13 protein-coding genes are annotated in these 12213 nt (G+C 64.4%); 5 read left to right on the plus strand and 8 right to left on the minus strand.

Going from position 1 to position 12213, the window contains the following annotated elements; genetic code table 11:
• Positions 1 to 10 precede the first annotated feature (10 nt).
• From Q0L57_RS28770 to Q0L57_RS28800, 7 genes are all read right to left on the minus strand, one after another.
• Entirely contained in the window at positions 11 to 826 is an 816-nt protein-coding gene (locus Q0L57_RS28770; protein WP_296746475.1) for an ABC transporter permease, read from the minus strand.
• Entirely contained in the window at positions 816 to 1766 is a 951-nt protein-coding gene (locus tag Q0L57_RS28775) for an ABC transporter permease (protein ID WP_296746487.1), read from the minus strand. The genes Q0L57_RS28770 and Q0L57_RS28775 overlap by 11 nt, the downstream gene beginning before the upstream one ends.
• A gap of 14 nt (positions 1767 to 1780) precedes the next feature.
• Positions 1781 to 2779 carry an ABC transporter ATP-binding protein gene (locus Q0L57_RS28780; RefSeq protein ID WP_296746476.1) on the minus strand — a complete coding sequence of 333 codons (999 nt, stop codon included), beginning with the start codon at positions 2777 to 2779 and terminating at the stop codon, positions 1781 to 1783.
• A gap of 145 nt (positions 2780 to 2924) precedes the next feature.
• On the minus strand, positions 2925 to 4079 hold the full coding sequence (locus Q0L57_RS28785) for an ABC transporter substrate-binding protein (protein ID WP_296746488.1): 1155 nt from the start codon (positions 4077 to 4079) through the stop codon (positions 2925 to 2927).
• A 213-nt stretch (positions 4080 to 4292) separates the two neighbouring features.
• Positions 4293 to 5204, minus strand: a complete 912-nt coding sequence (locus tag Q0L57_RS28790) for a LysR substrate-binding domain-containing protein (protein WP_296746477.1) — start codon at positions 5202 to 5204, stop codon at positions 4293 to 4295.
• A gap of 60 nt (positions 5205 to 5264) precedes the next feature.
• The gene (locus tag Q0L57_RS28795; RefSeq protein WP_296746478.1) at positions 5265 to 5882 is read right to left on the minus strand and encodes a DedA family protein; all 618 of its coding nucleotides are present in this window, start codon (positions 5880 to 5882) and stop codon (positions 5265 to 5267) included.
• On the minus strand, positions 5879 to 6478 hold the full coding sequence (locus tag Q0L57_RS28800) for an rRNA adenine N-6-methyltransferase family protein (RefSeq protein WP_296746479.1): 600 nt from the start codon (positions 6476 to 6478) through the stop codon (positions 5879 to 5881). Before Q0L57_RS28800 ends, Q0L57_RS28795 begins: the two co-directional genes overlap by 4 nt.
• 214 nt (positions 6479 to 6692) lie before the next feature.
• Here Q0L57_RS28800 and Q0L57_RS28805 point away from each other — a divergent pair, with 214 nt between their 5' ends.
• The 4 genes from Q0L57_RS28805 (at position 6693) to Q0L57_RS28820 (ending at position 10122) form a co-directional block, all read left to right on the plus strand.
• Entirely contained in the window at positions 6693 to 7367 is a 675-nt protein-coding gene (locus Q0L57_RS28805) for a response regulator transcription factor (RefSeq protein ID WP_296746480.1), read from the plus strand.
• Positions 7364 to 8719 carry a HAMP domain-containing sensor histidine kinase gene (locus Q0L57_RS28810; protein ID WP_296746481.1) on the plus strand — a complete coding sequence of 452 codons (1356 nt, stop codon included), beginning with the start codon at positions 7364 to 7366 and terminating at the stop codon, positions 8717 to 8719. Before Q0L57_RS28805 ends, Q0L57_RS28810 begins: the two co-directional genes overlap by 4 nt.
• Before the next feature lie 67 nt (positions 8720 to 8786).
• Positions 8787 to 9236: an Rrf2 family transcriptional regulator gene (locus tag Q0L57_RS28815; protein ID WP_296746482.1), complete on the plus strand. Its 450-nt coding sequence runs from the start codon at positions 8787 to 8789 to the stop codon at positions 9234 to 9236.
• Positions 9226 to 10122, plus strand: coding sequence for an NAD(P)/FAD-dependent oxidoreductase (locus Q0L57_RS28820; protein ID WP_296746483.1), 897 nt, complete (start codon positions 9226 to 9228; stop codon positions 10120 to 10122). Before Q0L57_RS28815 ends, Q0L57_RS28820 begins: the two co-directional genes overlap by 11 nt.
• Positions 10123 to 10140: 18 nt before the next feature.
• Here Q0L57_RS28820 and Q0L57_RS28825 read toward each other — a convergent pair whose 3' ends face one another.
• Positions 10141 to 10905 (minus strand): DeoR/GlpR family DNA-binding transcription regulator, encoded by a 765-nt coding sequence (locus tag Q0L57_RS28825; protein ID WP_296746485.1) that lies wholly within the window; start codon positions 10903 to 10905, stop codon positions 10141 to 10143.
• A 386-nt stretch (positions 10906 to 11291) separates the two neighbouring features.
• On the opposite strand from Q0L57_RS28825, the gene Q0L57_RS28830 reads away from it, so the two are divergent.
• Positions 11292 to 12176: a phosphotransferase family protein gene (locus Q0L57_RS28830; RefSeq protein WP_296746486.1), complete on the plus strand. Its 885-nt coding sequence runs from the start codon at positions 11292 to 11294 to the stop codon at positions 12174 to 12176.
• Positions 12177 to 12213 lie beyond the last annotated feature (37 nt).

Below are 12213 nucleotides of genomic sequence, written 5' to 3' on the forward strand. Positions count from 1 at the left end.
ATCAATCCGGTTATTTGCCCGAACCGGCGATCTGGTCGCCGTCGCGGGTCAGGTAATAGGCAAAGAGGATGGGCAGCAGCGTCACCAGCACGACCACCATGGCCACGACATTGGTGACCGGCCTCTGGCGCGGGCGGATCAGTTCTTCCAGCATCCAGATCGGCACAGTCTGCTGCTGGCCGGCGGTGAAGGTGGTGACGATGACCTCGTCGAAGGACAGCGCGAAGGCCAGCATGCCGCCGGCCAGCAGCGCAGTCGCGATGTTGGGCAGCACGACATGCCGGAAGGTCTGGAAGCCGTCGGCGCCGAGGTCCATCGAAGCTTCGATCATCGAACCGGAGGTGCGGCGGAAGCGGGCGACGGCGTTGTTGTAGACGACGACCACGCAGAATGTGGCGTGGCCGAGCACGATCGTCCAGAACGAGAACGGGATGTCGGCGAGCGCGAAGGCCGAGCGCAAGGCGATGCCTGTGATGATGCCGGGCAGCGCGATCGGCAGGATGACCAGCAGCGAGATCGCCTCGCGCCCGAAGAAGCGGGTCTGCGAAACGGCCGCGGCGCAAAGCGTGCCCAGCACCAGCGCGATCGAGGTCGAGATCGCGGCGACGCGGACCGACAGCGACAATGCTTCCCAGACATCGGGCCGGTTCCAGGTGACGGCGAACCACTGCGTGGTCAGTCCCGGCGGCGGCCAGACGAAGCTCTTCTCCTCGGTGGTGAAAGCGTAGACGAAGATCAAAAGGATCGGCAAATGCAGGAAGAGCAGGCCGCAGGCTGCGGCGATCTTCAAGCCGAGCGGAGCACGTTGGCCACGGTCAGAGCGCATCGAAAGCCCCCATGCGCTTGGCGCCCCAAAGGTAGAAACCCATGATGACGATGGGCACGACGGTGAAGGCGGCGGCCAAAGGGATGTTGCCGGCAGTGCCCTGCTGCGAATAGACAGCCTGGCCGATGAACAGGCGCGACGTGCCGATGATCGCCGGAATGATGTAGTCGCCGAGCGTCAGCGAGAATGTGAAGATCGAGCCGGCGACGATGCCTGGCAGCGCCAGTGGGAAGAGCACATTGCGGAAGGTCTGGCCCGGCGAGGCGCCGAGATCCGACGAAGCCTCGACCAGATTGCCGGGCACGCGCTCCAGCGCCGCCTGCACAGGCAGGATCATGAAGGGCAGCCAGACATAGACGAATACGATGAAGGTGCCGGTGAAGGACACCGACAGCGAGTTGCCGCCGACGATCGGCAGCGACAGCCAGGCATCGAGAAGCCACGACAGGCCGAGCTTGCCGAACAGCCAGGTGAGGATGCCCTCCTTGGCGAGGATCAGCTTCCAGGCGTAAATCTTGACGAGGTAGCTCGACCACAGCGGCAGCATGACGCCGAGATAAAACAGCGCCTTCCAGCGGCCGCGCGCATAGCGCGCCGCGTAATAGGCAATGGGGAAAGCGACGACCGCCGAAGCGAGCGTGACGAGCGCCGCCATCGTCACCGTGCGCAGGATGATGTCGAGGTTGGCAGCCTGAAACAGATCGCCATAGGTCTTCAGCGTGAACTGGCGGTTGATGAGGCCGGAGAACTCGTCGATCGAAAAGAAGCTCTGCGCCAGAAGGGCAAACAGCGAGCCGATATAGACGATCCCGAGCCACAGCAGCGGCGGCAGCAACATCAGGATGAGCAGGAATTTCGGCCGGCGCCAGAAGAGGTCGGCAAGCGCGCCGCGCAAGCCGCCGCTGCCTGGCAGGATGGCGGGCGCGCTGGCACGCGGCATGGCGGCGTCGAGGCTCATGCGGGCTCGTCCATCAGATGCAGGTGCTCGCGGTTGAACGTGAGCATGACGGCCTCGCCCTCCCCTGGGAGCGCCGTGCCAGCCGGCACCATGGCGTGGAGTTTCAATCCGTCGGCGTCGAGCGCGAGCCTCGTGGTGGCGCCGAGGTAATTCGTGCCGACGACGCGTGCGGCGACGCCGTCGCCGCTCGTCGCGCGCACGACGCGGATGGATTCCGGGCGCAGGCTGCCCCAGCGTTGCTGGCCGGAATAGCGCTGCACGAAATCCGGCGGCAGCACGTTCGACGAGCCTACGAAATCGGCGACGAATCGCGTCCTGGGCCGCTGGTAAATATCCTCCGGCGTGCCGACCTGCATGATCCTGCCGTCATTGAAGACGGCAACGCGGTCGGCCATGGAGAGCGCCTCGCCCTGGTCGTGGGTGACGAAGACAAAGGTTATGCCGAGCGCCTTCTGCAGCGACTTCAGTTCTTCCTGCATGTTCTCGCGCAGCTTGAGGTCGAGCGCGCCCAGAGGTTCGTCAAGCAGCAGCACCTTGGGCTGGTTGACCAGCGCGCGGGCAAGCGCGACACGCTGGCGCTGACCGCCCGAGAGCTGGCCGGGGCGACGGGCGCCGTAGCCCGGCAGGCGTACCAGCGACAGCGCATCCTCGGCCGCCTTCAGCCGCTCGGCCTTGCCGATACCCTTGACCATCAACCCGTAGGCGACGTTGTCGAGCACATTGAGGTGCGGGAACAACGCGTAGTCCTGGAAGACGGTGTTGACGTTGCGGCGATAGGGCGGAACGCCTTCGGCGCGTTCGCCGAAGATGGAGATCGATCCCGCCGTCGGCTGCTCGAAGCCGGCGATCAGCCGCAGGCAGGTCGTCTTGCCGGAACCCGACGGGCCGAGCATGGCGAAGAACTCGCCCGGCACGATCTCGAGATCGACGGCGTCGACGGCGCGCACGCTGCCGAAATGGCGCGAGACTTGTTTGAAGGAAACGGCAGAGGTCATGAGCTGTCAGTCAGTTGTCGGGTCGAACAAAGGCGAGTTCGCGCGACGCCTACCTTCCCGGTCGGAAGGTCGCGCCGAAGCCGCGGGTGGGGGCACCCCCCCACCCCGGCGGTCAACGCTCCCCGCGACGGGGAGGGTAAGGCAATCACCGGCCGCCGATCACGCCGATATAGTCTGACACCCAGCGATAGTAAGGCACGCACTGGTTGTTCTGGCTGGAGCACTTCGACACCGGCGTCTTCCAGAACTTGATCTTGTCGAAATTCTCGTAGCCGTTGGTCTTGCAGCCTTCCTCGCCCAGCAGCTCGTTGCCTTTGCAGGCGGCGGGCACGACCGGCAGCGAGCCGAACCAGGCCGAGACATCGCCCTGCACCTTGGGCGACAGCGAATGCTCGAGCCACATATAGGCGCAGTTCGGATGGGCGGCGTCGGCCTCCATCATGGTGGTGTCGGCCCAGCCGGTGACGCCTTCCTGCGGGACGGTCGAGGCGACCGGCTTCTTGGCGGCGACCAGCGTGTTCACCTGATAGGGCCACGAGCCGGAAGCGACCACGCCCTCATTCTGGAAATCATCGACCTGGATGGCGGCGTCATGCCAGTAACGGCCGACCAGCGTGCGTTGCTTGCGCAGCAGATCGAGCGCGGCCTTGTACTGGTCCTCGTTGAGCTCGTAGGGATCCTTGATACCGAGCTCGGGCTTGTGGAACATCAGGTAGTTGGCGGCGTCGGCGATGTGGATCGGGCCGTCATAGGCCTGAACGCGGCCCTTGTTCGACTTGCCGTCCGGCAGGTTCATTTCCTCGAACACGACGTTCCAGCTCTTGGGCGCTTCCTTGAATACGTCGGTGTTGTACATCAGGATGTTCGGGCCCCACTGGTAGGGAATACCGTAGTGGACCTTGTCCACCGTGAACCAGGGCGCGTCCTTCAGTCGGTCGTCGACCGTCTTCCAGCTCTTGATGAGATCGGTGTTGATCGGCTGCACGCGCTTGCCGGCGACGAGCCTCAGCGATGCATCACCTGATGCGGTCACGAGATCGAAGCCGCCCTCGTTCATCAGCGAGACCATTTCGTCCGACGTGTTGGCGGTCTTGACGTTGACCTTGCAACCCGTCTCCTTCTCGAAGGCCGTCACCCAGTCGTAGTTCTTGTCGGTCTCGCCGCGCTCGATATAGCCCGGCCAGGCGACGATGTTCACCTCGCCCTCGCCCTTGCCAAGTTCCTTGACCTGGGCGATCGCCTGACCGGAGAAGGCCAGTGCAACCGTCAACGCCGTGCATGACTTCAGGAATGCATTCATCATCGATCTCCCATTTTTGGCGCATGACCCCGAAACCGTCGGTTTTCGGAAAGGATCATGCGCAAACTCGAACGCCGCAGCACCTCGGTGCTCCGACAGCCGCGCTCCCGAGCGGCTTTGTTCCCTGGGGCGAGAACGTGCTGTGAAAATTCCGGTTTCGCAAATTCATTTATCAGAAAGACGATATCGGTTTTTCCGATATCAACTCGAAACTCAGAGCCGTTGCCGGACCATGCGCTGCGACTGGGCAAGGCCGATGAAATCGCGGGCGGACTGAGGCAGGCCGGAGCCTCGTCGCCACACTGTACCGACCTGGACAACCGGCAAGGCGCCGGAGATGTCGCGCGACTCGATACGGTCGCCTTCCAGCGACCAGGGGCGATAGACGAGATCAGGCAGGAGCGCGACGCCCGCCCCGGTGGCTACCAGGCTGCGCACGGCTTCAACCGAGCGTGTTCGAAACGCGACATGCGGCCTGGCGCCGATCGCCGACAAGAGCTTGCCGGTGTTCTCCTCGATCTCGTCGACGGTCAGCATGATCAGCGGCTCGGAAGCGATGTCACTGACGCCGATGGCATCGGCGCTGGCGAGCTTATGGCTGAGAGGCAGCCAGAGCCGGTAGGTCGAGACCTCGAGGATTTCGGATTGCAACGCCGTGCGGTCGCGCAGGTTGGACGTGACCATGACGGCGATGTCGAGCTTGCCGCCGACCAGCAGGTGCTCGAGATAATCGCCATTGTCCTCGATGGCCGAGACCTCCACGCCTGGATAGGCACGCCGGTAACGCGCCAGCAGGTCGGAGAGCACATAGCCGGCGACCAGGGAAGTGACGCCGAGCTGGAGTCGGCCGCCGGCGACCATCTGATCGCCCAGGAAAGCGCGGCGCGCGTCGGAGACATCGGCCAGGATCTTCGTGGCGTGGCGGAGGAACTGGTGGCCCTTGTGGGTAATGTTCAAGCCGCGCGGATGGCGATCGAACAGTTCGACGCCGAGATCGCCTTCGAGCTCCTTTATCGCCTCGGTGACGGATGATTGCGAGATGGAGAGGTTCTGCGCCGCGCCGGACACCGTACCCTGTTCGGCGACGGCGACAAAGAACTGCAATTGCCTGATGGTGAAAGCCATTGCCGGACTAAACACCGGCGCAGGCCGGAAGGAAAGCGGACGCGTGGCCGCAACGAACCTTCAGCCGCGCACCGCTTTGTTTCGCGGCCACCACAGGCGCCAGTAGCGCACGGCGAGCAGAAGCAGGATATCGACGGCGGCAACGATAACGATGATGTGGAACGCGACCGACAGCAGGTCGCTGCCGCTGTCGCGCATGAAATAGCCGACCGACAGAAAGCCGACGTTCCACGACGTGGCGCCAACCATTGTGGCAAGCGCAAACGGCCAAGGCGGCAGGCGCAACGCGCCGGCGGCGATCGGCAGGTAGTTGCGCACCGTGGGCACAAACTGCGCCAGCAACGAGACACGGACATGATGACGCCGGTAGGCCCGGGCGAAGTTGAGGTAGGTGGCGTGATGCAGGAAGATGTATCTTCCGTAGCGACAGACCAGCGCGTCGGCGCGGTCGGGCCCGAGCCGCCCGCCCATGGCGAACCAGAACAGGCAGCCCATCGTGGAGCCGAACGTCGTCACCGCCAACAGGACACCGAGCGTCGTCAAGTCAGGCGCCGCCGTCATGCCGAGGAACAGGAGCAGCACGTGCGAGGGCGGCGCTGGGAGTATCTTTTCGGTGAAAGCGAGGAAGGCGACGCCGAACAGGCCGAGCCCCAGCATCGCCGACAGGGAATCGGTCATGACAGGCGCCAGTCGTAGGTTTTGAGGCTCTTGATCCTTGAAACCCGGTAGACCGTCGCCGGCGGGAAATTGCGGAAGGTCCGGCCGATCCGGACCGCTTCCAGATCGAGCCTCTCCAGTATCGTTTCGTCAAAGGGACAACGGCGCCCGAAGGTGAACTGGTAGAGCGCCGCCCCTGGCCGCAGATTGGCAAAGACGCCTTCCAGTATCGCGAAGGTCTTGCGGGGCGATATCAACCGGAAGGGCAAGCCGCTGACGGCGGCGCCGACGATCGGACCGTCGAACAGCGGCAGAGACCGAAGGCCGACCGCGTCCATCTCGACGATGCGCGCCGCAGGGAAACGGCGCGACAGCAAGGAGGCAAAGTCGGGGTCAGCTTCGATCAGGGTCAGATCCTTTTCCCTTACTCCGCATGCCAGCAAGGCGCGCGTGAACGGGCCGGTGCCTGGCCCCAGTTCCAGAACCGGCCCGGTTTCGGGCCCAATCTCACGCGTGATCAGCGACGCTAGGCTGGGACTGGAAGGCGTGACGGAGCCGATGCGGAATGGCGCCAGCGTCCAGGCTCTAAGGAAAGACAAAGCATCGCTTGCAAGCATATTGACCTCATTTCTGATGCCGGCGATTCGTCCACCGGACATTCGATGAGGCGCTGTTTGCAGCGACCGGATTGCATGGACATTGCGAATATTGCGGCTTCGAGGAGAAAAACTCCCCACCCGCCGGCGAAGACTGGCGCCATGTTTGCGCAATCTTGGCGCGATAGTGGGCCGGCAAGGGATTGTAAGAAGTGGGGGCTGTGAGAGGTGACGGATGCGAATCCTGCTGGTCGAGGATGAGCCGGAAATGGTGTCGGCGCTGCGCGCGGCGCTGAAGCGGCATGACATGGTGGTCGATCACGCGGCCTCCTTGCTGGAGGCCGAGGACTTCGTCGCCACAGACGGTTACGACGCGATCCTGCTCGACCGGCAACTGCCGGACGGCGACGGCCTGACCCTGGTGCCGAAACTTCGCGCCGCCAGGAACACCACGCCGGTGCTGATGCTCACGGCCAGGGGCGACACCGCCGATAAGGTCGACGGGCTCGACATGGGCGCCGACGACTATCTGTCGAAGCCGTTTGCCTTCGAGGAGCTCTTGGCACGGCTGCGGGCGTTGCTCCGGCGTCCGGCGCCGATGCAGACGCAGACGATCCGCGCCGGCCATCTTGCGCTCGACGTCGGCCATCGCGAAGCCTCGATCCGGGGCGAGCCGCTGACCCTGCCGCGCCGCGAATTGCTGGTGCTGGAAGCGCTGATGCGGCGGACGGGACGCATGGTGCAGCGCGAGGCGCTGATGGAGGCCGTGTTCGGCCTCGATGACGAAATCCAGTCCAACGCGCTCGACACCCATGTGTCCCGCCTTCGGCGCAAGCTGACCGAAGCCGACGGCGGGGTGGTGATCAACGGCATACGCGGCGTCGGCTACCTGCTGCGCGAGACGACATGAGCCTTCGCCGTCCACGCTCGCTGAAATGGAGCCTGGTGCTGCGCATCGCCGTGCTGCAATGCGTGATGCTGACGCTCATCATCGCCGGCCTTATCGGCGCCTTGATTGCCACCGGGCTTATTCCTCACGACTATGAGGACGGCACGATGGACGTGCTGGCCGATGCGTTGACGCGCGATGGCAAGGGGGCGCTAACCCTCAAGGAAACATCCGACCTCTCCAGGCTGCGATCGGACGTGCCCGATCTCTGGTTCATCATCCGGGACAAGGAAGGACACCGGCTGCAGGAAGGAACGGTGCCGGCCACCTACCAACCCTTTGTCGGACTTCTGGACAACATCAGCGACGCCCGCCTCGATCCCGCCATGGGGGAGGCTGCTCCGCCTGGCGGAAAGATCCGCTGGACCGACACGGCGGCGGGCAACGTTCAGATCATGAGCGGCACCAAGGGCGGGCTCTCCCTACTGCGCTTGCTCGGTCAAGCGCCGCAATTTTTCCTGCAAGGGATTTTGCCTCTGGCCGGGTTGATGGCGCTGGCGACGCTGTTTGCGACGCCGTGGGTGGTGCGCGGCGCGCTTTCCGGCCTTGGGAGTGCCGCCACCGCGGCAGGCCAGATCGACATCGACAAGCGCGGCGTTCAGTTGCCGCTAGACGGGGTGCCGAAGGAAGTCACGCCGCTGGTCACCGCGGTCAACGCGGCGCTGTCCAGGCTCGACGCCGGCTATGAGCGGCACAAGCGCTTCCTGACGGACGCCGCGCACGAGCTGCGAACGCCTGTCGCCATCCTCAACACGCGGCTCGCCGCTTTGCCCCCGACGCCGGAGCGGGCGCGGCTGCTGCAAGATGCAGCCCGGTTGTCCACGCTTGCCGACCAGTTACTGGATTTGCAGCGCCTCGACCGGCAAGCCGACCATTTCGGACCGGTCGATCTCGTCGCTGTGGCGCGCAATGTGGTGGTCGACCTGGCGCCGATGGCGTTCGCGGCCGGCTACGAGATGTCGTTCGAGCCAGCCAGGGAAAAGCTCACCGTGCGCGGCGACCGCACCGCTATCGAACGCGCCGTCACCAACCTGGTCCAGAACGCCATCGATCATGGCGGCAAGGCCGGCAGGATCATGGTCAGCGTTCGCTTGCCCGCCGTCATCGAGGTTCTGGACGAAGGCGACGGCGTGCCGGTGTCGGAGCGCGAGCGCATTTTCGAGCCGTTCTACCGCCTGCATCCGAAGGACCACGGCGCCGGCCTTGGCCTCAACCTCGTCAGGGACCTGATGCAGCTGCATGGCGGCAAGGTGGAAGTGCTCGACGGCGAGGCGAACGGCGCCTGCTTCAGGATGACGTTTCCAGCCGCCTGACAGTGGCGACAGGCGCAATCTCCGGTCAGGGTTTGACATCGGCGCGATTCGTAACTAACTAAGTTACATGAAACGCAACAGCCGACTTTCCTCGACCCTGCATATCCTGGTCCATATGGCGGACACGCCGGATCGGGCGCTCACGTCCGAGCAGCTTGCCACCTTCATCCACACCAATCCGGTGGTGGTGCGCCGCACAATCGCCGGCCTGCGCGAGGCGGGCATCGTGAGTTCCGCGCGCGGCCATGGCGGCGGCTGGCAGCTCGGCCGCGCGCCGGAGAAGATTTCACTTGCGGAAATCAGCGCCGCGCTCGGCGAGACGCTGCTGCCGTTCAGCACCGAGCCGGAAAGCCCCGGTTGCCTGGTCGAGCAGGCGGTGATTGCCGTGCTCGACGATTTCCGCCTCGAGGCGGAAAGACTGCTCGCCGAGAAGCTCAGCCACATCACGCTGGCCGACCTGACAGCCGATTTCCGCCGCCGTTATGACCTGATTGGAGTTTCCAGCCATGCAGTATGATGTGATCGCCGTTGGCGGCAGCTTCGCCGGCCTGTCCGCAGCCATGTATGCGGCGCGGGGCCGGCGCAATGTGCTGGTGATCGATGCCGGCGAGCCCCGGAACCGCTTTGCCGAGCATTCGCACGGCTTCTTCGGCCAGGACGGCCGCTCGCCATCGGCCATACTCGACGAGGCCAGGCGACAGGTGCTTGCCTATCCCAGCGCCAAGGTTATTGCCGGTCGCGCGGACCATGCCAGCGCGGCCGCTGGCGGCTTCGAGGTGCGGCTGGACAATGGCGAGGCGGTCGAGGCGAAGCGGCTCATACTCGCCACCGGCGTCCGGGATATCCTGCCCGACGTCCCAGGACTGGCCGGACTATGGGGCAGAAAGGTGCTGCACTGCCCGTATTGCCACGGCTACGAGGTGGCTGGTGGCCCGCTGGGTGTCCTGGCGACCGGACCGATGTCCATGCATCAGGCCGAGTTGATCTCCGACTGGGGCAAGGTCACGTTCTTCGGCAACAGCTTGTTCGAGCCGGACGCCGAGCAGATGCGAGCGCTGGAGAGACGCCGGGTCAAGTTCGAGCCGGCCAAAGTGACGGGGCTCGAAGAAGACGGTTCCGCTACGGTGGTCGTCGGGCTGGAAGGCGGCCGCAACGTGCGCGTGAAGGCGGTCTTCACGGCGCCTAGCAACGAGATTGCGAGCCCGCTTGCCGATCAGCTCGGTTGCGCCTTCAACGAAGGGCCCCTTGGCCGGGCGATCGTCGTGGACGACAAACAGCAGACGTCCATCCCTGGCGTCTTCGCCGCCGGCGACGTGGCGCGCATGATGCACAACATCGCCTTCGCGGTGTCCGGCGGCGCCATGGCTGGGGTCGCGGCCCACCAGTCGCTTGTCTTCGGCTAAAGTCCGGCCACGGGAACCTCATGCAGCCGCAATGCTGAGCCGGGCGCCGGCCTGGTCCAGCGCGGCTGCGATTTCCTGGGGCGGAGGCCGGTCGGTTGCGAGTTCGGAAAAACCGTCGAAGCCGCAGACGCGGACCAATCCCTGGCGGCCGAACTTGGTATGGTCGGTGATGACCAGCGAGCGCTGACCGCGCGACAGCACCATGCGGGCGAATTCCGCCTCCTCCAGATCGTAGTCCATGAGCCCGGCCAAGGCGTCGACCGCGCCGATGGAGATCACCGCGTGACCGACCGAGAAGCGGCTGACGAAATCGATCGCCGAAACGCCGAAGGCCGCGCCTGAATCGCTGCGCAGCTCGCCGCCCGCCATGTAGACCCTGTTGCCATTGACGGTGGATAGCGTGCGGGCGATGTCGGAAGAGTTGGTGACCACCGTCAGCCGCCTGTGGCCAAGCAGCTCTCGTGCCAGGAAGGACGTGGTCGTGCCGGTGTCGAGCATGATCGATTCGCCGTCGCGGATGGTGGCCGCGACCATGCGGGCGATCAGCCGCTTGGCCTCGGCATTCTCGCGCATCCGTCGCTCGAACGGCGCCTCGGCACCGATGGAGGGCAGGCTGACGGCGCCATGCATCTTGAGGATTAAGCCATCGTCGGCGAGCGGCTTGACGTCGCGCCGTACCGTTTCCAGCGACACGCCCAGCCGCTCGGCCAGGCTGGCGATGGTGATGGTACCCCCCTCACCCAAGAGCCGCAGGATTTCGCCATGCCGTTTGGAATGGATCATAGAGGTGTCCGGGACTTTTGACCGATTCTAAGGTATTTCCGGTGGTTTTGAAGGAACTGCTTATATTTTCGGGCAAAACACCCAAAAAAGGTCACAGCTTTTAATTGACAGCGGGTCGGCACTGGAATGAGATCAGTGTCGTGACAGGCTCGGAACTGCCGCGGGAGGGTGATGGCAGAGCCGCAATCGACCGACCAGACCATCTGGAACGTGCCTGGCGTGAGCTTTTTTGAGATCCGCGGGGGCGGATGCCGGGGCTTTCGAACCTGGCCAGGGGCTCGTCGGTGCGGTGCGGGAGATCAATCCCGGCATCCCGCACCGACGAGGCTTTTCTGTTGTTTCCCACAATCCACCGATCGAATGCCGGCCAAAGCAGGGACTAGTCCGTGAACGCCGAAGACCGTATCCGTGACCTTCCCTGCTGGACAGGCAGTATCGAGATCGAGCCGCTTCCGGGTGGCCTGAGCAACGCTAACTACGTGGTCAAGGATGGGGCCGGCCGCCATGTCGTGCGCTTCGGCCAGGACTATCCTTTCCACCACGTCTTTCGCGAACGCGAGGTGATGACAGCGAGGGCCGCGCATGCCGCGGGCTTCGCGCCGGCCGTGCACTATGCCGAACCGGGCATAATGGTGACGGCGTTTCTCGGCGCGCGAACTTTCGTCGCCGAGGACGTGCGCGCCCATCCCGGTCGCGTCGCGGCATTGCTGCGTTCTTTCCACCGCGAGATGCCGAACCACGTTTCCGGCCCCGGCTTCATGTTCTGGGTGTTCCACGTCATCCGCGACTATGCGCGCACGCTGGACGAAGGCGGCAGCCGCAAGAAAGGCGAACTGCCGCGCTACCTGACACTCGCGGATGAGCTTGAGCACGCGCAGAAGCTGCTGCCGATCGTGTTCGGCCACAACGATCTTTTGCCGGCGAATATCCTCGACGACGGCGCGAGGTTGTGGCTGATCGATTTCGAATATGCCGGCTTCAACACGGCGATGTTCGACCTTGCCGGGGCGGCGTCCAATGCCGGCATGAACGACGACGAATCCTTCGCTTTCCTGACTGCCTATTTCATGAAGGAACCGGACGCGGAGGTCCGCCGCTCGCACGCCGCCATGCAATGCGCCTCGCTGCTGCGCGAGGCGATGTGGAGCATGGTCTCCGAACTCTACCTCGATGCGCCCGGCATCGACTACGTCGCCTATACCGAGGAAAACCTGGCGCGGCTCGACGTGGCGCTGGACAACTACCGGACGAAATACGGAACAAGATCATGACCTTGCCCAGCCATGCCGGGATCGTCGTCATCGGCGG

The sequence above is a fragment of the Mesorhizobium sp. genome (assembly GCF_024509055.1).
GTDB lineage: Bacteria > Pseudomonadota > Alphaproteobacteria > Rhizobiales > Rhizobiaceae > Mesorhizobium.